The organism is Ruegeria sp. YTSA064 (assembly GCF_059610325.1).
The window spans coordinates 229320-252482 of sequence record NZ_JBXWNK010000007.1 but is presented as its reverse complement, the minus strand read 5'-3'; the positions used below and the strand labels follow the sequence as shown (position 1 = coordinate 252482).

20 protein-coding genes are annotated in these 23163 nt (G+C 56.8%); 9 read left to right on the top strand and 11 right to left on the bottom strand.

Going from position 1 to position 23163, the window contains the following annotated elements:
• Window positions 1-67: 67 nt before the first annotated feature.
• Window positions 68-1000, top strand: a complete 933-nt coding sequence (locus AC2FI7_RS12805) for an MBL fold metallo-hydrolase (protein WP_010442484.1) — start codon at window positions 68-70, stop codon at window positions 998-1000.
• A 3-nt stretch (window positions 1001-1003) separates the two neighbouring features.
• Here AC2FI7_RS12805 and AC2FI7_RS12800 read toward each other — a convergent pair whose 3' ends face one another.
• The 3 genes from AC2FI7_RS12800 to AC2FI7_RS12790 all read right to left on the bottom strand — a co-directional run bounded on the left by AC2FI7_RS12800 (window position 1004) and on the right by AC2FI7_RS12790 (window position 4700).
• Complete coding sequence (locus AC2FI7_RS12800; RefSeq protein ID WP_496816106.1) at window positions 1004-2335, bottom strand: NAD(P)/FAD-dependent oxidoreductase; 1332 nt, start codon at window positions 2333-2335, stop codon at window positions 1004-1006.
• A gap of 148 nt (window positions 2336-2483) precedes the next feature.
• Window positions 2484-2705 (bottom strand): hypothetical protein, encoded by a 222-nt coding sequence (locus tag AC2FI7_RS12795; RefSeq protein WP_139056617.1) that lies wholly within the window; start codon window positions 2703-2705, stop codon window positions 2484-2486.
• Window positions 2706-3041: 336 nt separating this feature from the next.
• Window positions 3042-4700: an NAD+ synthase gene (locus tag AC2FI7_RS12790; protein ID WP_496816105.1), complete on the bottom strand. Its 1659-nt coding sequence runs from the start codon at window positions 4698-4700 to the stop codon at window positions 3042-3044.
• Between the two features lie 147 nt (window positions 4701-4847).
• Here AC2FI7_RS12790 and AC2FI7_RS12785 point away from each other — a divergent pair, with 147 nt between their 5' ends.
• The gene (locus AC2FI7_RS12785) at window positions 4848-6338 is read left to right on the top strand and encodes a 2-isopropylmalate synthase (protein ID WP_010442488.1); all 1491 of its coding nucleotides are present in this window, start codon (window positions 4848-4850) and stop codon (window positions 6336-6338) included.
• Window positions 6339-6345: 7 nt separating this feature from the next.
• Here the strand turns inward: AC2FI7_RS12785 and AC2FI7_RS12780 are convergent, their stop codons facing one another.
• The gene (locus tag AC2FI7_RS12780) at window positions 6346-7011 is read right to left on the bottom strand and encodes an SDR family NAD(P)-dependent oxidoreductase (protein ID WP_120981254.1); all 666 of its coding nucleotides are present in this window, start codon (window positions 7009-7011) and stop codon (window positions 6346-6348) included.
• A 276-nt stretch (window positions 7012-7287) separates the two neighbouring features.
• Between AC2FI7_RS12780 and AC2FI7_RS12775 the strand changes: the two genes are divergently transcribed.
• Entirely contained in the window at window positions 7288-8856 is a 1569-nt protein-coding gene (locus tag AC2FI7_RS12775) for a 2-isopropylmalate synthase (RefSeq protein WP_010442890.1), read from the top strand.
• A gap of 167 nt (window positions 8857-9023) precedes the next feature.
• Here AC2FI7_RS12775 and AC2FI7_RS12770 read toward each other — a convergent pair whose 3' ends face one another.
• Window positions 9024-9809, bottom strand: coding sequence for a 23S rRNA (adenine(2030)-N(6))-methyltransferase RlmJ (locus AC2FI7_RS12770; RefSeq protein WP_010442889.1), 786 nt, complete (start codon window positions 9807-9809; stop codon window positions 9024-9026).
• Between the two features lie 154 nt (window positions 9810-9963).
• Between AC2FI7_RS12770 and AC2FI7_RS12765 the strand changes: the two genes are divergently transcribed.
• The 6 genes from AC2FI7_RS12765 to AC2FI7_RS12740 are packed head-to-tail and all read left to right on the top strand — an operon-like array spanning window position 9964 to window position 16523.
• On the top strand, window positions 9964-11010 hold the full coding sequence (locus AC2FI7_RS12765; RefSeq protein WP_010442888.1) for a rod shape-determining protein: 1047 nt from the start codon (window positions 9964-9966) through the stop codon (window positions 11008-11010).
• Window positions 11011-11066: 56 nt separating this feature from the next.
• Window positions 11067-11969 (top strand): rod shape-determining protein MreC, encoded by a 903-nt coding sequence (mreC, locus tag AC2FI7_RS12760; RefSeq protein ID WP_010442887.1) that lies wholly within the window; start codon window positions 11067-11069, stop codon window positions 11967-11969.
• Window positions 11962-12498, top strand: coding sequence for a hypothetical protein (locus AC2FI7_RS12755; RefSeq protein WP_010442886.1), 537 nt, complete (start codon window positions 11962-11964; stop codon window positions 12496-12498). Before mreC ends, AC2FI7_RS12755 begins: the two co-directional genes overlap by 8 nt.
• A complete protein-coding gene (mrdA, locus tag AC2FI7_RS12750) occupies window positions 12495-14444 on the top strand; it encodes a penicillin-binding protein 2 (protein ID WP_010442885.1) in 1950 nt (649 codons plus the stop codon). The genes AC2FI7_RS12755 and mrdA overlap by 4 nt, the downstream gene beginning before the upstream one ends.
• Window positions 14441-15580 (top strand): rod shape-determining protein RodA, encoded by a 1140-nt coding sequence (gene rodA, locus AC2FI7_RS12745; RefSeq protein ID WP_010442884.1) that lies wholly within the window; start codon window positions 14441-14443, stop codon window positions 15578-15580. Before mrdA ends, rodA begins: the two co-directional genes overlap by 4 nt.
• Before the next feature lie 10 nt (window positions 15581-15590).
• Window positions 15591-16523, top strand: a complete 933-nt coding sequence (locus AC2FI7_RS12740) for a 2-hydroxyacid dehydrogenase (RefSeq protein ID WP_010442883.1) — start codon at window positions 15591-15593, stop codon at window positions 16521-16523.
• Here the strand turns inward: AC2FI7_RS12740 and AC2FI7_RS12735 are convergent.
• The 6 genes from AC2FI7_RS12735 to AC2FI7_RS12710 all read right to left on the bottom strand — a co-directional run bounded on the left by AC2FI7_RS12735 (window position 16520) and on the right by AC2FI7_RS12710 (window position 23084).
• Window positions 16520-18535 carry a M3 family metallopeptidase gene (locus tag AC2FI7_RS12735; RefSeq protein WP_010442882.1) on the bottom strand — a complete coding sequence of 672 codons (2016 nt, stop codon included), beginning with the start codon at window positions 18533-18535 and terminating at the stop codon, window positions 16520-16522. The two genes, AC2FI7_RS12740 and AC2FI7_RS12735, sit on opposite strands and share 4 nt — an antisense overlap.
• A 52-nt stretch (window positions 18536-18587) precedes the next feature.
• Window positions 18588-19646, bottom strand: a complete 1059-nt coding sequence (locus AC2FI7_RS12730; RefSeq protein WP_010442881.1) for a HesA/MoeB/ThiF family protein — start codon at window positions 19644-19646, stop codon at window positions 18588-18590.
• Window positions 19646-20101: a dUTP diphosphatase gene (gene dut / locus AC2FI7_RS12725; protein ID WP_010442880.1), complete on the bottom strand. Its 456-nt coding sequence runs from the start codon at window positions 20099-20101 to the stop codon at window positions 19646-19648. The genes AC2FI7_RS12730 and dut overlap by 1 nt, the downstream gene beginning before the upstream one ends.
• A 26-nt stretch (window positions 20102-20127) precedes the next feature.
• On the bottom strand, window positions 20128-21324 hold the full coding sequence (gene coaBC / locus AC2FI7_RS12720; protein WP_010442879.1) for a bifunctional phosphopantothenoylcysteine decarboxylase/phosphopantothenate--cysteine ligase CoaBC: 1197 nt from the start codon (window positions 21322-21324) through the stop codon (window positions 20128-20130).
• 63 nt (window positions 21325-21387) lie between these two features.
• Window positions 21388-22209 (bottom strand): ChaN family lipoprotein, encoded by an 822-nt coding sequence (locus AC2FI7_RS12715; RefSeq protein ID WP_496816104.1) that lies wholly within the window; start codon window positions 22207-22209, stop codon window positions 21388-21390.
• Complete coding sequence (locus AC2FI7_RS12710) at window positions 22206-23084, bottom strand: RNA polymerase factor sigma-32 (protein ID WP_010442877.1); 879 nt, start codon at window positions 23082-23084, stop codon at window positions 22206-22208. The genes AC2FI7_RS12715 and AC2FI7_RS12710 overlap by 4 nt, the downstream gene beginning before the upstream one ends.
• Between the last annotated feature and the right edge of the window lie 79 nt (window positions 23085-23163).

The window sequence follows — 23163 nt, the reverse complement described above, 5'->3', positions numbered from 1 at the left end:
CTATAACTGGCAAGAGAAACGCTCTGACCTATTTCTACTACTGGCGTTCTGACAGGGAGACTTAGATATGACGATCAAATTGACTCGCAGGGCTGCTCTGAGTGCCGCTGCCGCATTGCCCTTTGCCTCTGCCGCGGTGCCGGCTTTCGCAGCTGGTGAGCCGAGCAAAGCAAATTCGACCATCGCAAAATCATTCCAGGTAGGCGATTTCACTGTTACCACCCTGCTCGACGGCAGCGTGCCACGTGATGAGCCAAAGGCACTATTCGCAGCTGAAGTTTCTGACGACGAATTTGCAGCAGTCTCTGCGGAAAATTTCATTCCAACTGATATTGCGCAATTCTTCTTTACTCCGACACTGGTCCATACCGGCTCTGAGCTGGTGTTGTTCGACACAGGCTTGGGTCAAGGCGGTATCCAAGCCGCGCTGGCTGACGTAGGAGTCTCACCTGACCAAATTGATGTGGTCGTAATCACGCACATGCACCCCGACCATATCGGGGGCATGACAACGAATGACTCTCCGACATTTGCGAACGCCCGATTTGTAACCGCCGCGCCGGAATATAACTTCTGGTCTGCGATGGATGCGGGCAACCGCGTCGGAGATATGGTTGCAGCGAAGGTCACACCCCAAGCCGAAAAGATGACGTTCCTTGACGATGGTGGAGAGGTCACTTCGGGGATAACAGCCATGGCGGCTCACGGACATACGCCTGGTCACACGGTTTATCATCTGGAAAGCAATGGACAACGATTGGTTCTGACGGCCGATCTGGCAAATCACTACGTCTGGTCATTTGCGCGCCCCGAATGGCCCTTTAGCTTCGATATGGACGCTGCCGCGGCTACCGCGTCGCGTCGGAATGTGCTGGGTATGCTGGCCGCAGATAAAATACCCATGATCGGCTATCACATGCCTTTCCCAGCTGCCGGGTACGTTGAAACACGCGGCGAGGGGTTCCGGTTCGTACCAGTCAGCTATCAAATGATGGGCTAGGGCCTAATAACCAGGATCTGGCCGTACTTTTGAACCATCCGTGAAACGGGACAGGCGAAAGGCGGCTGGATCGACGCAGGGCGTGCTATCGGTGACAATATCCGCCATCAGCCGACCTGCGCCTGGCCCAATCCCAAAACCATGGCCGGAAAACCCGGTTGCGATATGCAAACCCGGGAATTCGTCTACTTTTGAGATAACTGGAATCGCATCCGGGGTCACATCGATCAGCCCGGCCCAGCTTTGGACGATCTCTGCCTCCTCAAGTACTGGCATCGCTTTGCGAGCGTTGGACCAGGCCTGTCGCAACACTTTTCGAGAGGGCTCGAGATCCAGCACCCGGCAGTGCTCAAACGGCGTCACGTCAGTGGGCAGCCAAGTTCTGTCTTCTTTCGCCTCGACAATCCAGCGTTGCGACAAGCGAAACCGCAAGGAACGCCACTCTTGCCGAAACGCCGGCAAGAACCGAAGGCCGAGTCGAAAACTGTCAGGGACGATATCCACGGTGTTCTCGTGCCCCGACGCTATCGTGTAGCCCCCATCCGCGCGTTTGCGAATGGCGAAATCATCACTCCAAAGCGATACCTCCGGCCCGGATTCTACCGGTGAGGTCCGCATGACTGTATTCAACACCTTGAGTTGGGGCAGAGCGATACCTGCGTTCCCCGCAAAAAGACGCGACCATGCCCCACCCGCCAACACCACCTGACTGCAACGAACTCGCCCACGTTCGGTGAAGACACCTGCAATCCGACCTGCCTCGAGATCGACGCTGCGCACTGCGCATTGTGTCATGATCGCGGCTCCACAATTGCGGGCCGCCTCGGCCATGGCGGGGGCCGCCCATTGCGGCTCAGCCCGTCCATCTTGCGGCATATAGAGCCCAGACTGCGGTTTCATGGTGGAGTTTGGAAATAGTGAGGCCAACTCAGTGTGCGATACCATACGGGCACCCGTCTGCTGCCCTTCAACATGCTCCAACCACCGCGTCAGGTTACCAACGTCGCGCGTGCCTGATGCGCCAAATACGATCCCCGACTGAACATAGCCCGTGCTCCGCCCTAGGCGTTCATCCAACCCACGCCAGATGCGCAGAGCTTCCTGCATCAATGGGATCTCGCGTGGGTCGCGCATCCCAAGCCGGACCCAACCCCAGTTGCGCGAACTCTGTTCACCGGCGATCCGGCCCTTTTCGCATAGCAGTACGGAGATGCCACGCTCAGCCAGTTCCAAAGCGGTCGAGACACCAATTATTCCGCCGCCGATAACGACGACATCCACAGATTTAGGAAGGGTAATATCAGATTCGACGGGAGTCGGAGAAGGACCTGGCATCAACCGCTCGGAAGTTGTTTATCGAAGCGGTATCCAGCCCGAGAACGCGTATTCTGGCAATGAGAAACGGAGGTAGGTCAACTGAATGCAACAACCTGTTGCCTATCAGCCAGCCCATTACGCACCACGCAGCGCTGGTTGTTCTAAATCAGGCAGCGCCGGACAGTTGCGCCCATGTTTGGCGTAGAAAAGATTTGCGGCCAGTATCAGGCTTTGCAGCAAGAACTTCTTGCGACTTCAAGGATGGAAATTCCGGTCGCGTCGGCTCATTGTCTATAACCGGCGGCGGCGCAAGATCCTCTTTGTTCAGAATTTCTGCGATCGAAGCATCAAGCGTTTCTTCATCCAGCTTGCGCGGCTCAGACTCCATTGTTTTCCATTGCAATGGAGCATGAAGCGATTTGTCATATCCATTCGTCATTTGACCACCATCACCTTTACCGACACCCAAAAACACAGATGCCCCAACTCAGATCAACAATCACGGTCGCAGTTTCTGAAATAGCAGAGCGGCATACCGGATTACGTCACATTCGCCTCATACAAGGCGAACCTCTGACATAAATGTGGCAAAAAAAGGACCCAATTACAAGCCGAACGTGCGCAAGACCTCCACAACCAGTTATTATATATGGACAATTATGATGGCCGAAGCCAACTGCCGACGAATTGGAAACAATCATAGCGATAGAAACTGATCCGGGTCTTAATTCTGATCGCGCCAGCGATTTACAATCGGGTAACGACGATCCAACCAGAAGGCCCGCGGGGTCAGCCGGGTGCCCGGCGCGGACTGGAAGCGCTTGTACTCACTGATGTAAATCAGGTGCTCAACGCGCCGCGCGTCGCCTTCGTCAAAACCCGCCGCTACGCAATCGGCTATCGAGCCATCCTGATCCACCAATATATCAAGAATGGCGTCCAGAACTGGGTAATCCGGCAGGCTGTCGCTGTCTTTCTGATCTTCACGCAATTCAGCGCTCGGTGGCTTATCGATGACCGAGGGACGGATGACCTCTCCTTCGGGGCCCATCATCCAATCGCGGTGATTGGCATTGCGCCAGCGACAGGTCTCAAACACGCGGGTTTTGTACAGGTCCTTGATCGGATTGTAGCCCCCGTTCATGTCGCCATAAATAGTAGCATATCCTACCGCGACCTCGGACTTGTTGCCGGTCGTCAGCAGCATCTCGCCAAACTTGTTCGAGATCGCCATCAACAGCAAACCACGCAGGCGCGACTGAACGTTTTCTTCGGTCAAATCCTCATCGCGCCCGGCAAACAGCGGCGCAAGCGTGTTGGTCACCGCGGTCCGGCCTTCGGAAATCGGCACGAAATCATAGTGAACACCCAGCGCCTTGGCGACGGCTTCGGCATCATCCAGAGAGCTTTGGCTGGTATATTCTGATGGCAACATAACGCAGCGCACATTATTCGTCCCGATGGCATCTACCGCAATCGTCGCAACCAATGCTGAGTCAACACCCCCCGACAAGCCAAGCACCGCCTTTTTAAAGCCGGTTTTAGCCATGTAGTCGCGCAAGGACTGCACCATAGCGCGATAGTCCTGCTCCCATGCATCTGGCTGCGGCACCACCTCTGCAAGATCGATTCGCCAGCCGTCGTCGGTGCGCATCAGATCGATGTTTTGCACCGCTTCATCAAAGACCGGCATACGGAATGCAAGCTCTCCGCCGGGGTTCAGACCAAAAGTGGCACCATCAAAAACCTGATCATCCTGCCCGCCGACCATGTTCAGATAGATCACTGGCAAGCCTGTCTCGACCGTACGCGCCACCATATGGTTCAGCCGGATGTCGTATTTGTCTCGGAAATAGGGCGACCCATTGGGGATTAACAGGAACTCAGCCCCGGTTTCCTCGAGCGTTTCGGCGACATCCTCGTGCCAGCCATCCTCGCAAATCGGACTCCCCACCCGGACGTTACCGACCGCATAGGGCCCACCCATTGGACCTGCGTCATAGAGCCGAACCTCGTCAAAGACGGTTTCATTTGGCAAGTGATGCTTGAGAACCTTGCTTACGATCTTCCCACCTTTGAGGACCAGATACGCGTTATAAAGCTTGTCTTCCTCGACCCAAGGACCTCCGATTGCCAGCGCAGGGCCCTCGGCGCAGTCTTCCGCCAGCGCCTGCACAGCTTGCATCGCCGCACGATGAAACACAGGCTTCATCACCAGGTCCTGAGTATTGTAACCGGTGATGAACATCTCAGGCAGCGCCACCAAATCAGCCTGCGCCGCGCGCCCTTGCTGCCAAGCCGCAGCAGCCTTTGCGGCATTCCCTTCGATATCCCCAACGGTTGGGTTCAGTTGCGCCAGAGTGATGCGGAAACGGTCGGCCATTTTGCCCTCTTGCCCTCGTCAGTCCCTCAGGGATTTAGCAGATCACAGCGCGAGTGAAAGGCAAATGCGGCAAAACCCGTTGCTCTGCCCCCTGCGGTATCCTAGTTTTGCGCCAACATCTCATAAGAACCGCAGGCAGGTACAAATATGAACGCGATCCGCACATCCCTTACCGCTGCTACATTCGCCATGCTGACGCAAATTGCAGCGGCCCAGCAAAATGATCAGATCATCATAGCCGACGACGACGTCGGGGGTGTTTACGAAGGCACATTCGAGAACGGCCTGCGACACGGCACAGGCACTTATCGGCTGCCCAGCGGGTTCGAATATTCCGGTGAGTGGGTCGAAGGAGAGATTCAGGGTAAGGGTACGGCACGATACGCCAATGGTTCGGTCTACGAAGGCGATTTCGTAAAAGGCCAACCTGAAGGACTCGGAAAGATCGTTTACGCCGACGGGCAAACCTATGAAGGTGAATGGTCCAAAGGTGCGATCAATGGCGACGGTATTGCCGAGTACACCAATGGCATGCGGTACGAGGGCACGTTCAAGGAAGCTAAGCGCCACGGTCAGGGCGTGCTGACCAGTGCCGACGGATATATCTACGATGGTGATTGGCTGGACGGCCAAAAAGAAGGCAAGGCCAAGATCACCTACGCTGACGGCAGCACTTATGATGGCGATGTCAAAGCCGGGAAACGTGCTGGTACGGGCACTCTGAATCTGACTGGCGGATTGACCTATACCGGTGACTGGCTTGATGACAATATGACCGGAACCGGTCGGCTCACACACCCCAATGGTGACGTCTACGAAGGCGCGCTGATCAATGGGCGACGTCAGGGCGAAGGCAAAGTCACGTACGCCAGTGGCGCGGTCTATGAAGGTAATTTCGCCGACGACCTGCGTCAGGGACAAGGCACATTTACCGGCACTGACGGCTTTCGCTATACCGGCGAATGGTCAGATGGTCAGATCGCGGGATTGGGCGAGGTAACCTATGCGGATGGTTCCGTTTATGTCGGTGACTTTCTGGATGACCTGCAGCACGGCAAAGGGAGGACGACCTATCCGAACGGCACTGTATATGACGGCGACTGGGTTGCAGGCGTATTTGAAGGCACCGGAACAGCGACCTATCCAAATGGAACTGTCTATTCGGGGCAGTTTAAAAACGCGCGCAGTCATGGCAAAGGAGTTCTGACCTTCGCCAACGGCTATCGTTATGACGGAGATTGGGTCGATGGTGTCCGGCAAGGGAAAGGCAAAGCCACGTTCCCGGACGGTATTATATATGAAGGCGAGTTTAAGGATGGCAAACGCCACGGACTAGGAACGCTCACTCGCCCCGGCGGTTTCAGTTATACGGGCGAATGGTCTGACGGAAAAATCAACGGTGCTGGCATAGCAACCTATGAAACAGGCGACGTCTACGAAGGCAATTTTCTGAACAATAAGCGTCACGGTGAAGGCACAATGCGTTTCGCCGGTGGTGAAGTTGAATCTGGGATCTGGGAAAATGATACGCTGGCGCGTGAAACAGATACCCCTGCTGAGACATCTGATCCAGAACCAGAGGCCGAACCTTCAGAACCTCAGACCGATACGGATAACGCAGATACGAGTGACGGCTAAAAAAGCCCTACCAAGGCACGCGCTTGCCAGCCCAGTCAAAAAATCCGCCCGTGTCGGTTGGTGAGAGCCCTGCGATAACGGCAAGCAAATTTTCCGCCACCTCTTCGGGCTCGACTGCAGGGTGGCGACCGAGATATTTCTTCGTAAATGCAGTCTTAACAGTGCCGGGATGCATCACGACACACGCAGCTTGTTTATGCGTGCGCGCCAGCTCAATCGCGGCTGTATGCACGATCTGGTTCACCGCAGCCTTCGATGCACGATAGCTTACCCAACCACCAAGTCGATTGTCTTCAATTGACCCAACGCGCGCCGACAACACAACGAAAGCTGCCTTCCGGTCACGTGGTAACAGCCTGTGAGCCTGTTTGAGGACCAATGCCGGGCCAATAGCATTCAGGGCAAACTGGTCCATCATCGCGCGGGCTGACACGGCGCGCATCGACTTCTCAGGTTCAGCCCCGTTTATCTCAAGCGCGCCAGATGCAACGATAATCAGATCGAACGGATCAGCGAGAGTATTCGAAATCCGCGCAACCCCATCAGGGTCCGTCAGGTCAAACCCATCCACAGACCGTGACAATCGCGTCACCTCAACGCCCCGCGCTTGCAACAACTCGCTCAGCGCGCGCCCAATTCCACCAGATGCACCTATGATTAAAGCGGTTTCCATGACTTCAGAGCTAGAAGGAAACCAAGTCCCTTCAACAGCTCAATCAATTTCAACTAGGGTTCATTTTCCCGCTTTTCATTCGCCATGCGCCCTGTATAAGCTGAAGCCCATGATCAACCGCGCAGATATCGCTTTTGCGGACGCCGCATCCTGCGGTGCATCGCTGCGTGGTCTACTGATCCTAATCCGCCTCTGAGCGTGCCATCCGGCGCGCCCGCTCAGAGGAGGACGCCCGCGCGCCAAGAGGCTTTAGGACAGAAGAAGAAAGAGAACCCCATGACAAACGTGACCGACCAAGACCGCGTCGTGATCTTCGACACCACATTGCGCGATGGCGAGCAAAGCCCGGGCGCGACTATGACTCACGATGAAAAGCTGGAGATTGCCGAGCTTTTGGATGAGATGGGCGTCGATATCATTGAAGCAGGATTTCCGATCGCATCGGAAGGCGACTTCAAGGCAGTATCCGAGATCGCCGAACGGTCGAAGAACAGCCGCATCTGCGGTCTGGCCCGCGCCAATTTTGCCGATATAGACCGCTGTTGGGAGGCCGTGAAACACGCCGAGAAGAACCGGATTCATACATTCATCGGCACCTCGCCGCTGCATCGCGCCATCCCGAACCTGACGATGGATGAGATGGCCGACAAGATCCACGAAACGGTCACCCATGCGCGCAACCTGTGCGAAAACGTGCAATGGTCGCCGATGGATGCAACGCGGACCGAGTGGGATTATCTGTGCCGCGTAATCGAGATTGCGATCAAAGCGGGTGCGACCACAATCAACATTCCCGATACTGTCGGCTACACCGCCCCGGTCGAGTCTGCCGACCTGATCAAGCGCCTGATCGAAACGGTTCCCGGCGCAGATGAGGTGGTCTTTGCAACGCATTGCCATAACGACCTTGGCATGGCGACCGCGAACTCTCTGGCCGCAGTCGCGGGTGGGGCGCGCCAAATCGAATGCACCATCAACGGTCTCGGAGAGCGCGCGGGCAACACCGCGTTGGAAGAAGTTGTTATGGCGTTGCGCACCCGTAACGACATCATGCCTTGGCACACCGGCATCGACACCACCAAGATCATGCATATCTCGCGCAGGGTGGCGACGGTGGCGGGCTTTCCTGTCCAGTTCAACAAGGCCATTGTGGGTAAAAATGCTTTCGCCCATGAAAGCGGTATTCACCAAGACGGAATGCTGAAAAACCGCGAGAATTTTGAGATCATGCGGCCCGAGGATATTGGTCTTTCAGGCACGTCATTGCCGCTGGGCAAGCACTCGGGCCGGGCTGCACTGCGCGACAAGCTTGAGACGCTGGGTTTTGAGGTCGGAGACAACCAGCTCAAGGATATATTTGTGCGCTTCAAGGATCTTGCAGATCGCAAGAAAGAGGTGTTTGACGACGATCTGATCGCCTTGATGTCGCTGGACGACGACGACGATCGTTTGCAATTGGTGTCAATGAAAGTGACCTGTGGTACAGGTGGTCAGGCTGAATCGACGGTAGAGCTTGAGTTCGATGGCAAAGATGTTATCGCCACCGAGCATGGCGACGGACCGGTGGACGCGACTTTCAAAGCGATCCGAGCGATTTACCCGAACAAGGCGCATCTGCAGCTGTATCAGGTTCACGCAGTGACCGAAGGTACAGACGCGCAAGCCACGGTTTCGGTCCGGTTGGAAGAGGATGGCATGATTGCCACCGGTCAGTCAGCAAATACGGATACCGTTGTTGCCTCGGCCAAAGCTTATATCCACGCGCTGAATCGCCTGATCATGCGTCGTGAAAAAGCTGGCCCTGGTGCCGATACACGCGAAATCAGCTACAAAGACTTAACCTGATCCAAGGGTCAAAGGCTCCCGCACCCGCGGTGGCTCGACTTCGCCAACCCTTCTTGGGTTTTGGGCCCGGCAGCGTGCCTATGGCGCGCTTCCGGGCCCAACGCGTTTGAGAGCATCTTTGATGCAGGCGAACAGGACGGGTGTTTTCCCTGTCTAATTCATGCGTTTCAGAGTTGAGCGAACATCTCCGTCAGGCGGCGCGTTTCGTCTTCAATTCCAAAGGGTGCATTCAATATGAACATGCCTGATCCAACCATACGATGACCTTCACGCGCTGGAGCGAACGTGACCTCATGGCAAATCGTTTTGGGATATCCGGCGGATTTCAGTGATGAAATCATAGCCTTGTGGCGCGCATCCGTCAGGATTGGATACCAGAGTGCGATCACCCCCACATTCCACTTGCGATGCAATTTCGCGATCACCCCAGGCAACCGGTCATAGTCTGCCTTCACTTCATAGCTGGGATCGATCAGCATCATCCCTCGCCGGGGCGTCGGTGGCAGCAGAGATTGCGCAAGTTCGAAGCCGTCTTGCCGGTAAACCTTCGCCCTGTACGGCGACAGTGTAGTAGTCAGTGCCGCATGTTCCTGAGGATGCAATTCAGCAAGGTGCAAACTGTCCTGTTCTCTCAGCAGATTTGCCGCGATCAATGGGGAACCGGGATAAGCAGGCGTGCCATATCGGGCCTGCATGGCCCCCAGCACCTGCATCATTGGGTGATCAGGATCAAACCAACCCTCACGCTGCGCACGCGCGATCCCGGCAGCCGCTTCTCCCGTCCGGACTGCTTCAGCCGCGTCAAGTGCATACAGACCACGCCCCGAATGCGTCTCGATATAACTGATCGGCTTGTCCTTTTGGGTCAGATACCGCAGCGTCCACGCCAATAAAGCGTGCTTTTGTACATCAGCCAGATTTCCAGCGTGGTAAATATGTTGATATGAGAGCATTTTGCCTTCTAAAGTCCCTACCAATAAGGCGGAAAGGTGCTGACTATCGTGGAATCAGCCCTTTAACCGGACGAGTTGGCACCCTATAAGGCATCCGTCCCGGAACCGTCGAGTCGCGGGCAGTGGAAATTCGGACAAACGGGATCAGGGAAATATGGGCATCTTTGGCACTCTGGGCGGCCTGTTCACAGCGGACATGGCTATAGACCTCGGAACAGCGAACACGCTTGTTTACGTCAAAGGGCGCGGTGTGATCCTGTCCGAACCGTCGGTTGTTGCCTACCACGTCAAGGATGGCGTGAAGAAGGTTCTGGCCGTCGGCGAGGATGCCAAATTGATGCTGGGCCGAACCCCGGGTTCGATCGAAGCGATCCGCCCGATGCGCGAGGGCGTCATCGCTGACTTTGACACCGCTGAAGAGATGATCAAACACTTTATCCGCAAAGTGCACAAACGCTCAACTTTCTCGAAACCCAAGATCATCGTTTGTGTCCCCCATGGCGCGACACCCGTTGAAAAACGCGCAATCCGTCAATCGGTTCTATCTGCAGGCGCGCGACGCGCGGGCCTGATTGCAGAACCGATTGCAGCCGCGATCGGTGCGGGCATGCCGATCACCGACCCGACCGGCAACATGGTCGTTGATATCGGCGGTGGCACCACTGAAGTGGCGGTTCTGTCACTGGGTGACATCGTTTATGCTCGTTCGGTCCGCGTGGGTGGTGACCGCATGGACGAGGCAATCATCTCGTATCTGCGTCGCCAGCAGAACCTGTTGGTCGGTGAATCGACCGCTGAGCGCATCAAGACCACAATCGGCACTGCGCGGATGCCCGATGATGGGCGTGGGCAGTCGATGCATATCCGAGGCCGCGATCTGTTGAACGGCGTGCCTAAGGAAATCGAGATCAGCCAGGCTCAGGTGGCCGAAGCACTGTCCGAGCCCGTTCAGGCGATCTGCGAGGCGGTGATGACCGCGCTGGAAACCACACCGCCCGATCTGGCGGCTGATATCGTCGACCGCGGCGTCATGCTGACCGGTGGCGGTGCGCTATTGGGCGATTTGGATCTGGCTCTCCGCGAACAGACCGGGCTGGCCGTGTCAATCGCTGATGAAAGCCTGAATTGTGTGGCTTTGGGCACCGGCAAAGCGCTGGAATACGAAAAACAACTGCGCCACGCGATTGACTACGAAAGCTAAGGCGCGCACCCTTAGGGTGCGAAAACTCGGGCACGAGCAGCACGGGAAGGTAACCTGTGGCAAAGGACCGATCACAGCGCGACGAATACACGACACCCCTGCGCCGATTGCTTGTGGGGATCGTTGTTTTATGCCTGCTGGGTATCTTCTTGGTCTGGCGCATCGACAGCCCGCGTGTCGAACGTTTCCGTGCTCAGGTGGTAGACACTGTTGTACCTTCGATGGAGTGGGCGATGGTGCCGGTTACCGCGTTGATCAACCTGTCGCGTGATTTCCAAAGCTACCAGCGCCTTAGCGAACAAAACCAGGAACTACGCAGCGAATTACGCCTGATGCGCGCCTGGAAAGAGGCCGCATTACAGCTGGAGCAGGAAAACGCCCGCCTGCTGGATTTGAATAATGTACGCCTCGATCCGCGACTGACCTACGTTACCGGCGTCGTAATGGCTGATAGCGGATCACCCTTCCGGCAATCAGTTCTGCTGAATGTCGGCGAGCGAGATGGTATCGTGGATGGCTGGGCTACGATGGACGGGATTGGCGTGGTCGGGCGCATCTCGGGAGTTGGTTCCGATACTTCGCGCGTGATCCTGTTGACCGATGCCTCAAGCGCAATCCCCGCCACCATACAACCATCGGGTCAGACTGCATTGATTACCGGTGATAATACCTCTGCACCCGCTGTCGAATTTCTCGAAAACCGGGAACTGGTTCGACCCGGCGACCGTGTTGTGACATCCGGCGATGGGGGAGTATTCCCCGGCGGCCTGTTGATTGGGCAGATCAGCGTTGATCCGGGCGGCAGGTTACGCGTACGACTTTCCGCCGATTTCGAGCGTCTCGAATTCTTGCGTGTTCTACGCTATCAGTCCGCACCACCAATTAGCGATTCAGGAGACATAGTCGGTCCGCGCCAGCCCGAAGCAGCTTTGACCACACAAGGGGTCAACGATGGATAAGTCGGTCTCCTCTCTTTGGGCTAAACGCAGCTTGTATGTCGCCTTGGCGATAATAGTGATGTTCCTGCACTTGTTGCCGCTGGACACGAAACCTGATCGGCTACCGTTTCCAGATATCATGATCGCGCTTACCTATGCGTGGGTATTGCGGCGACCCGAATACGTTCCAATCCTGACGATTGCCGTCGTCATGTTCATGGCTGATTTGTTGTTACAGCGCCCGCCCGGTCTGCTGGCTGCATTGGTGGTGTTAGGGGCGGCCTATCTCCATTCCGCCTCCTTTGGCATGAAAGATTTGGGATTTATAGGCGAATGGACGACTGTCGGAGCCGTAATCACAGTTGTTTTTGTACTTAACCGCCTCCTTCTTGCTATCCTGTCAGTGCAACAGGCGTCATTGGGGCCAGTGGTAGTGCAAGTAGTACTGACAATCGCAATCTATCCCTTAATGGTCCTGATGAGCCAAAGTGCCTTTGGTGTGCGACGAAAATCGGTCGCGGACAGCACAATGCCCCGAGTGCGGTCATGAAACAGAGAAAACCAAAACCTCAGGGTCTGGCTTACAAGCGGCTACCGCGCCGCGCCTTGATTTTAGGTGGATTGCAAGCGGCCTTTGTTGGTGGCCTCGCTGCCCGAATGCGGTTCATGCAGGTTGATCAGGCTGATGAGTATCGCTTGCTGGCCGAAGAAAACCGCATCAATATTCGCCTGATTCCACCAACCCGGGGCCGGATCTACGACCGAAACGGGCAAATCATTGGGCAAAACTCACCGTCTTATCGCATCGTCATCGTGCGTGAGGATGCCGGCGACATCGACAAGGTCATTTCCAAGCTCTCGGAGCTGATCCCGCTGACCGCAGATGAAATTGAGCGTGCCAAAACGGAAATGCGTCGCTCTGCCCCGTTCTTGCCTGTTACATTGGCTGACCAAGTAACGTGGGAGGATATCTCAAAAGTTGCCGTCAACGCTCCGGCCTTGCCTGGTGTCACTCCCGAGGTAGGCTCAACGCGCCAATACCCGCGCTACGAGGATTTCGCCCATGTCGTCGGTTATGTGGGCCCGGTCAGCGATTATGATCTGAGTCAGATCGAGGACCCCGAACCGGTTCTGCGTATCCCACGGTTCCAGATTGGCAAGGTTGGTTTAGAAGCCAAGCAGGAAATCAGCTTGCGCGGCAAGGCTGGCGCAAAACGGGTCGAGGTCAATGCCACAGGCCGCGTCATGCGTGAACTGGACCGGCAAGAGGGTCTTGCCGGGGCCGATCTGCAATTATCTGTTGATGCCGATCTTCAGCAGTATGCTCAGGCCCGTCTGGCTGGCGAAAGTGCCGCAGCCGTCGTGATGGACTGCGAAACTGGCGACATCCGCGCCATCAGCTCGGCCCCGAGCTTCGATCCGAACTTGTTCGTGCGCGGCATCTCAGTGGCCGACTATCGCACTTTGACGAACGACAAATACCGCCCGCTGGCCAACAAAACGGTACAGGGCACCTATCCACCGGGATCAACCTTCAAGATGGTCACTGCCATGGCCGCGCTGGAGGCCGGAGTAATCAGCCCCTCCAACACGGTGTACTGCCCCGGTCACATGAAAGTCGGCAGCCGCCGCTTCCACTGCTGGAAACGCGGAGGGCACGGGTCAGTTGACCTTGAAACATCGCTGAAGCGTAGCTGCGATGTATTCTACTATGACGTGGCAATCCGCGTTGGGATCGACAAGATTTCCGAGATGGCAAACACTTTCGGGTTGGGTATCAAACATGACATCCCGATGTCTGCGGTAGCTGCGGGGCTTGCCCCTAATCAGGAATGGAAGCAACGCATCCACGGGCAGGACTGGCTGGTGGGTGACACCGCGAATGCCTCGATCGGTCAGGGTTTCATGCTCGCATCACCACTCCAACTGGCAGTCATGACTGCACGACTGGCGACCGGTCGTGCGGTAAAACCACGGCTGGTGCGCTCGGTTGACGGGATCGAGCAGCCCTCGGGAGCAGGCGAACCGCTGGCCGTTAATCGCAACAATCTTGAGCAAGTGCGCAAGGCAATGTTCTCGGTCTCGAATAATCGGCGCGGCACGGCATACCGCAGTCGGATCATCGCTGATGAGTTTCGCATGGCCGGTAAGACGGGTACGAGTCAGGTGCGCAACATCACCAAAGCCGAGCGCGCCGCCGGGGTAATCCGCAACGAAGACCTGCCGTGGGAGCGTCGGGACCACGCGCTGTTCGTAAGCTTCGCACCCTACGACAATCCGAAATACGCAGTGGCCGTGGTGGTGGAACATGGCGGCGGCGGCTCCAAAGCAGCCGCACCGGTGGCGCGCGACATCATGCTACAGGCACTTTACAACGGCACTCCACCGCTCGAAGCCTACCCAGCTGGTGACCGCGAGCGTATCAAGGAACAACAAAAGCGACTTGAGGGGGATCGCCGCCCCAAAGCGCGTCCTGATGAAAAGGACCGCGCATGAGTTATCTTGAATATGCCGTCAAATCCACGCCTTCGGGCTTCCGCAAGTTCCTCTATATGAACTGGCCGCTGACGCTGCTTTTGATCAGCGTCGCCAGCGCCGGGTTCCTGATGCTGTATTCGGTGGCGGGCGGGTCTTGGATGCCATGGGCCGAACCTCAGATGGAGCGTTTCGGCCTGGGGCTGGCGGCAATGTTCATCGTCGCCATCGTTCCGATCTGGTTCTGGCGCAATATGTCGGTCGTGGCCTATCTGGGATCCATCGGATTGCTGATCGTAGTGGAACTGTTCGGTACCATCGGCATGGGCGCGCAGCGCTGGATTGATCTGGGGTTCATGCGGCTCCAGCCTTCCGAGGTCATGAAAGTCGCGTTGGTGATGGTCCTCGCTGCCTATTACGATTGGCTGCCTGCCCATAAAACCTCGCGACCGTTGTGGGTGATTTTCCCGGTCCTTCTGATCCTGATTCCGACATTTATGGTTCTGAAACAACCCGATCTCGGCACATCAATCCTGCTGCTTGCCGCTGGCGGAGGTCTTATGTTTCTGGCCGGTGTCCATTGGGCCTATTTCGCCGCCGTCATCGCGGCGGGGGTTGGACTGATTGCCACGGTGTTCAACAGCCGAGGGACGGAATGGCAACTGCTCAAAGACTACCAGTTCCGACGAATCGACACCTTCCTCGATCCTTCCACCGACCCGCTCGGGGCGGGATACCACATCACGCAGTCGAAGATCGCGCTTGGGTCAGGCGGCTGGAACGGGCGCGGCTTTATGCAGGGCACGCAGTCACGCCTTAATTTTCTACCCGAAAAACACACCGACTTCATCTTCACCACTCTAGCGGAAGAGTTCGGCTTTGTCGGTGGCATAACCCTGCTGATCCTATACGGCCTGATCCTGATCTTCTGTATGGTCACTGCCCTGTCGACCAAGGATCGGTTCTCGTCGCTGGTAACGCTGGGCATTGCGCTAAACTTCTTCCTGTTCTTCGCCGTCAACATGTCGATGGTGATGGGGCTTGCCCCGGTTGTTGGCGTGCCTCTGCCAATGGTCAGTTATGGCGGTTCTGCCATGCTGGTCCTGATGGCCGCCTTTGGCATTGTCCAAAGCGCTCATATCCACCGCCCCCGCTGAAAGGTTCCCCATGCCCGTGAATATCCTGTTTTCCGCGCGCCCTGAGTTGTGGCCAGAGTATGAGCCTCTGATGCGCCAATACCTGACCGACGCGGGGCTGGATTTTCACTTAGCCAAAGACATCCCAGCAGATCAGGTTGACTACATCGTCTATGCCCCGAACGGAGGGGTACAGGATTTCACTCCCTTCTCGCAGCTCAAAGCGGTGCTGAGCCTCTGGGCAGGGGTTGAGAAGATCTCGGGCAATGAAACCCTCACAGTTCCGCTGGCGCGGATGGTCGATGGTGGATTGACGCAGGGCATGACCGAATGGGTGGTTGGGCACGTACTGCGCTATCACCTTGGCATGGACTGTCACATCACGCAGCAGGATGGCACGTGGACACCGGATGCTCCGCCGCTGGCCTCTCAGCGCACGGTCTGCATATTGGGATTGGGCGCATTGGGTGAGGCCGCGGCCCTCGCTCTGGCCGCATTGAATTTTCATGTCATCGGCTGGAGCCGTACCGCAAAAGATATCCCCGGAGTGACCTGCCTGCACGGGCAGGATGGGTTGCGAGAAGCGCTGTCGCAGGCAGAAATCGTTGTGCTCCTGTTGCCCGATACACCTGCCACCGAAAACATCTTGAATGCAGACACGCTCGCCCTGCTTCCCAAAGGCGCACAGATCGTTAATCCGGGGCGTGGGCCTTTGATTGATGACGACGCCTTGCTGCATGCGCTGAATTCGGGACAGATCGGACATGCCACACTGGATGTATTCCGGATCGAACCGCTCCCAGTCAACCATCCGTACTGGGTGCATCCTAATGTAACTGTCACACCGCACATTGCCTCGGAAACGCGCCCCGTCACAGCAGCACAGGTGATATGCGAAAACATCCGACGAGGTGAGGCAGGAGAGCCCTTCCTGCACCTCGTCGATAGAGACCTCGGTTACTAGGCAGCAATCAAACCGCGACCCTTAAGCAAGGCTTCGACGCCTGGCAGGCGGCCACGGAAGGCCAGATAGAGATCTTCAGCCTCGCGTGATCCGCCCGTAGACAGGATATTGTCCTCCAACGATTTGGCACGCTCTGGATCGAACGCCCCGCCTGCTTCTTCGAAGGCGGCGAAGGCATCCGCGTCCATAACCTCGGACCACATATAGCTGTAATAGCCCGAGCTATAGCCGTCGCCCGCGAAGACGTGGGCGAAATGCGGGGTGGCATGGCGCATGCCAATAGCAGAAGGCATCCCAATTTCCGCAAGAACCTCGGCCTGTTTGTCCATCGGATCAGCGGGCGCTGCCCCATCGTGGAACGCCAGATCAACCAGCGCCGAGGCAACATATTCCACAGTCTGAAAGCCTTGATCGAAATTGGCCGCTTTCAGAACCTTTTTTAGCATTTCCTGCGGTATCGGCTCACCGGTATCCGCGTGCGTGGCAAACTCGGCCAATACCTCCGGCACTTCCAGCCAGTGTTCGTAAAGCTGGCTGGGCAACTCGACAAAATCACGCGCCACTGAGGTGCCAGAAATGCTTTCATAGGTCACATTGGACAACATCTGGTGCAGGGCGTGGCCGAATTCGTGGAACAGTGTTCGCGCATCGTCATAAGACAGCAGCGCCGGGTCACCCTTGGCGAAGTTGCACACATTGATAACGACAGGCGCCTGTACCTTCGGAAACTTTGCCTGCCCCCGCATTGCGCTGCACCATGCGCCTGATCGTTTCGATCCACGTGCAAAGTAGTCTCCGATGAAGACCGCAACATGTTCGCCGTTCCGGGTTACCTCCCACGCACGACAATCAGGATGGTAGAGAGGCACATCCAACGGAGCAAATTCCAGCCCGAACAGACGATTGGCGCAGGCAAACGAGGCTTCAATCATCCGATCCAGTTGCAGATAGGGCTTCAGCGCCGCCTCATCCAGATCATGTTCGGCTTTGCGCCGTTTCTCGGCATAGTAGCGCCAATCCCATGCTTCCAACGGGCCGTTGATGCCGTCCTCTTGCATCATTTGTGTCAACTCATCGGCGTCTGCATCTGCTCGCTTTATTGCAGGTTCCCAGACCTGCATGAGAAGGTCGCGCACCCGATCAGGTGTCCGTGCCATCTCGGTTTCCAGCTTGTATTCGGCAAAGCTGTCATAGCCGAGCAGCTTGGCGCGTTCTTCGCGCAGTTTCAGGATTTCGGTAGCAATCTCGCGATTATCAGTCTCACCGCCATTCGCGCCGCGCGCCGTCCATGCACGATAAGCTTTTTCTCTCAAATCGCGGCGAGGTGAAAACTGCAAAAACGGCACAATCAGCGATCGCGACAGAGTCACCACAGGCTCATCCGCGCCCTTTTCCTGTCCGGCTGCCCGGGCTGTATCGACGACAAAACCGGGCAATCCCTGCACGTCTTCTTCGGCGAGTTCCATGAACCAATCCCGTTCATCCGCCAACAGATTCTGCGTGAAAGACGTGCCCAATGAGGCCAGACGGGCCTTGAGCTCTTGCATCCTCGCATCGTCATCGCCGGTCAACGCGGCCCCAGCCCGCACGAATCCTCGATGGGATAACATCAGAACGCGCGCCTGTTCGTCGGTCAGTCCCAATTCGTCGCGCCGATCCCACAGATCAGCCACCCGCTGAAATAGGGATTTGTTCGAAGAAATGCGTGAGTAATGTGCTGCGAGTTTCGGTGAAAACGCGCGTTGGAGTTCCTCGCGCTTGGGGTTGCTGTCAGCGCCTGCGACGGTGAAGAACACCGACAAGACTTTGTCCATCTGCTCTCCGGCGGCTTCAAGTGCTTCAATCGTATTGGCGAAAGTCGGCGTGTCTTGATTTGCCGCAATCGCATCGATCTCAGCATCATGCACTTGCATCGCCTGCTCCAGCGCAGGAGTGAAATCATCATCCGAGATCGTCGCAAATGGGGCAATTTCGAAGGGCGTATTCCAGTCGGACAGGATCGGGTTGGTCATTGAGGTCTCCTTTGACCTCATAGCTAAGACCGCCCGACGCAATGATCCAGAGCTAGTCTGAACTTTGAGCTCCTGACCCGCAAATCGGACAATCTTCGCGGTGCGCCAATGTGATCTTGCGGCTTTCGCCGTAAAGCGCGTCGTAGATTAACATCTCACCCCGCAACGCCTGCCCGGCACCGGTGATCACCTTGATCGCCTCAACCGCCATCATCGAGCCGACGACGCCTGGCAACGGCCCGATTACGCCTGCCTCGGCACAAGAGGGTGCCAGACCAGGGGCCGGGGCTTCGGGAAATATACACTGATAGCACGGACCGGAAGTGGCTGGGTCGAACACGCTCAATTGCCCTTCCCATTGCGACAACGCTCCCGAGATCAACGGCTTGCCCAGCGCCACAGCCGTCCGGTTGGTCAGATAGCGGGTGTCGAAATTGTCGGTGCCGTCAAGGATCAGATCGAAATCAGCGAACAGTTCGGCAGCAATCTCTTCAGTCAGGCGGCGATGATAGGGCAGAACCACGACATTGGGGTTCTGCGCCACCATGGCTTGCTGGGCTGAAAACACCTTGGGCATCCCGATATCCGCATCACGGTGGATCACCTGCCGCTGCAAGTTCGCATTCTCGACCGCGTCATCATCGATCACGCCAATGGTGCCAACTCCGACGGCAGCGAGATATTGCAAAGCGGGTGCGCCGAGGCCCCCGGCCCCGATCACCAACACGCGCGCCTGTTTCATCCGCTTTTGCCCCGGGCCACCAAGTTCACGCAAAACGATATGGCGGGCATAGCGTTCAAGTTCGGTTTCGCTGAACTGATCGGATGACATGGCAGGTTCCGTGGTTGGGCTGGACGCAGCGCGACTACGTAACGCCTTGATGCCCCGCCCATAAAGCAGAGCTAGCAGAACCACGCCAGAGAGGATCAGCCACATCGCTGCAGACCCGCCAGTTGCCTCACGCAACGGATTTCCCTCCGGCAGCACAAGTTGAGCAATGATCACCCCCGTTAGCAGAGCGCCAACAGAAACCAGACGCGCGGCGCGCGACACACCGGCGATATATCCAACGCCCCATAGCGCGGCAGCCAGGATCAGAACCAGAAGCATCAGCCCCGCCCGGTCGAGCCGAAACCGCCTGCGCCACGGTCGGTCTCACTCAGAACCTCTGCGTCCTGGAATATGGCCTGAACCACAGGTGCAACAATCAGTTGCGCGATGCGCTCTCCATGGGTGATTTCGAAAGGCTCCTGCCCCGCATTCAGCACAATCACCCCCAACGGGCCGCGATAATCGCTGTCGATCGTACCCGGGGTATTCGGCAAGGTGATCCCGTGTTTAAGCGCAAGGCCCGAGCGGGGCCTCACCTGAACTTCGAAACCAAGCGGGATCTCGATCCTAAGGCCCGTTGGCACAAGGGTGCGCTCACCTGGAGCTAATATTATTGGCGTACCATTTGGCAAGTTGGCCCGTACATCCGCACCAGCCGCACCAGATGTTTCATAAGAGGGTAACGGCACCGAATGATCAGCCCCTTCCTCTCGGATCACACGAATTGCCACCATCACTGCACCTCAGATTTCAACGACTACTATTTGGTCAGCGCACCAGCGATCTTAACCGCCAACCGCTTTGCCACTTCGTCTTTACCCATGCGCGGCCATTCTTCGGCACCCTCTTCCGAAATCACGATCACGGCATTTTCGGACCCGCCCATGATGCCCGTCGCGGGACTGACATCGTTCGCAACAATCCAGTCACAGCCCTTACGGGCGCGTTTTGCAGTGGCATGTTCGATCACATTGTCCGTCTCAGCCGCAAAACCCACCACCAACAGGGGTCGGCCATCTTCCATATGAGCAATGCGCTTCAGGATGTCAGGGTTCTCGGCGAACTCAAGTGCAGGCAGGCCATCGCGACTTTTCTTTAGCTTCTTGTCCGAGGCGCTGGATACCCGCCAATCGGCCACAGCGGCTGCGAATACACCAGCATCAACAGGAAGCGCAGCGTCCACCGCATCTGACATCTGCTGCGCCGTCTCAACCTGTACAACATTCACCCTTTCAGGGGGCGAAACGTCAGCCGGACCTGTAACAAAAATAACCTCAGCCCCCAGCGCTGCCAGTGCACGCGCCACAGCCGTGCCCTGTGCACCTGACGAGCGGTTTGCGATGTAACGCACAGGATCAATCGGTTCATATGTCGGGCCCGAAGTCACCAAAATACGCTTACCAGTCAATGGGCCGGCCGAAAATTGCGCTTCAATCGAAGCAACAATCTCCAGCGGTTCCGACATGCGGCCCGGGCCATATTCTCCGCAGGCCATGTCACCCTCGTTCGGGCCGACAAATCGCACTCCATCGGCTTCAAGTTGCGAGAAGTTGCGTTGGGTCGCTGGATGCTCCCACATGCGAACATTCATCGCGGGTGCACACAGAACGGGTGTATCGGTTGCCATCAACAGCGTTGAGGCCAAATCATTCGCCAAGCCACCTGCCATCTTGCCCATCAGATCAGCGGTCGCGGGCGCAACCACGACCAGATCTGCCGAACGCGACAGTTGGATATGACCCATCTCGGCTTCGTCGGTCAGATCAAAAAGGTCCCTGTAAACCTTCTCACCGGCCAATGCGGATACGGAAAGGGGAGTCACGAACTCCTCCGCGGCGCGCGTTAATACAGGCGTCACTGCGGCACCGCGTTCACGCAGCCGCCGGATCAGATCCAGCGATTTATAGGCGGCGATCCCACCACCAATAATCAGCAGAATGCGTTTGGATGACAGCATGTTTTGCCCTTCCCGTCCCGGTCGGCCCTGACATTAGGCAACGCCGCCGGTCAGTTCCAGCGGTTAATTCTGTGCCTCGAAGGCCTCGCAGGGATCTTCACGTTCTGCAGTAGGGCTATCAATCACGGCGTCGAAGTCTCCGTCAATCAGCCCATCCTCAGATTGCCCGAGCACAAAGACTTTGAGTCCGGGCCGCAAGCGCGTCAAAAAAGTTGGTATTCCGCGATCTTTGCGTGCATGGCCGTTGCCCGTGATCACTGCAATCGGCCCGCCCGTTTCATCCGCGGCCCGCAATATGGCACGCGTTAGCACCGCGTCCCGCAAACGCTGAATTGCAACCATCTGCGGCAAGGCCTCGGCAGGCAAAGCATCGCAATGGGCCGCAAGTTGATCTGCCTCACGCGCGGCCTGATCATCGTCAGGCAAGGGTACTGTCAGCCCATATCTGGCCGCGTCCGCCCCTAAAGTGGTCGCTGCTCCGCGCTCCATAGCTGCACGCGCGGCAGCTCGAGGCACCATCGCGCCGTAAACGGGCACATTGGCCGCGCGAAAAACCGGGTAATACATGCTGAGTGGGGGCCAACCAGACTCGGCCCAGCGCAGAATTCTGGACAGCTCTTCAGGATTACTCGCCGCTTTCTGCGCCAGTCGCTGTGCGCCTTCTTCGGTCACCATTTCCCAAACAACCGCAGATGGCGCAATTGCTGCAACCGCTTCGGCCTGCACGAGATGATGTCGCGGGTTGTCATGTATTTCACCCAGAATAACGACGTCTGCCGATTGCATATCGTCCAAGACATCCTGAGGTATAAGTTCATCGGCGCTGCCCGGCTGAGGTAGTGCGGCGAGCAACACAAAAGCTGTAAGAATCGCAAGTGCTTTCATGCGAAGAAGTGTTGCACCTCGCGCGATTGAGCTTCAAGGTTCTTGCGCATTTTTATGAAGGCTGCTGCCTCGAGCTGACGCACACGTTCTTTCGACAGACCAAGCTCCTGACCGAGGCTTTCCAAAGTCCGAGCGGGTTCGCGCAACTTTCGTTCGCGGACGATGAATCTCTCACGCTCGTTCAAAGCCTGCATGGCCGTAACCAACCATTCGCGCAATTGCTGCCTATCATGATTGTTCTCGACCGCTTCGGCGGCTTGTTCACTGTCATCTTCCAACGCATCTATCCACTCGCGCCCATCTTCATCCGCCGACTGAATCGCATTCAGTGAGAAATCGGACCCGGCGAGCCGCCCTTCCATCATCTCGACGTCACGCAACGGTACACCGATTTCAGCCGCGATCATCTGGTGCAACTGGTGGCGATCCAAATCCATGCCTTCGGTCGCCGCTTCACGTTCAAGACGCGCCTGAACCCTTCGCATATTGAAGAAGAGAGATTTCTGGGAAGAAGTCGAACCGGTGCGCACCATTGACCAGTTACGCATCACATAGTCCTGAATGCTCGCCTTAATCCACCACACCGCATAGGTTGAAAAGCGAACGCCCCGGTCCGGATCAAACTTGTCGGCGGCTTTCATCAAACCCAGTCCCGCCTCTTGAATCAGATCATTCATCGGCGCGCCGTAGCGTTTGAATTTGGCTGCCATAGAAATTGCCAACCGCATATAGGCCGTGATCAGGCGGTGCAGAGCTTTCTCATCGCGTTCATCGCGCCAGGCATAGGCCAGCTTCAACTCTGTCTCTGCGTCCAGCAATTCGGCCTTCATTGCCTGCCGGGACATCGAAAAATCATGTGCGTTATCAAGTGCCATGCAAATCTCCCTTTTTCACAGGCGATTGGCCGGGCTTGCTTTGCCGACTCAGGGTCGATACGCAGGGCAAAACCGGTTG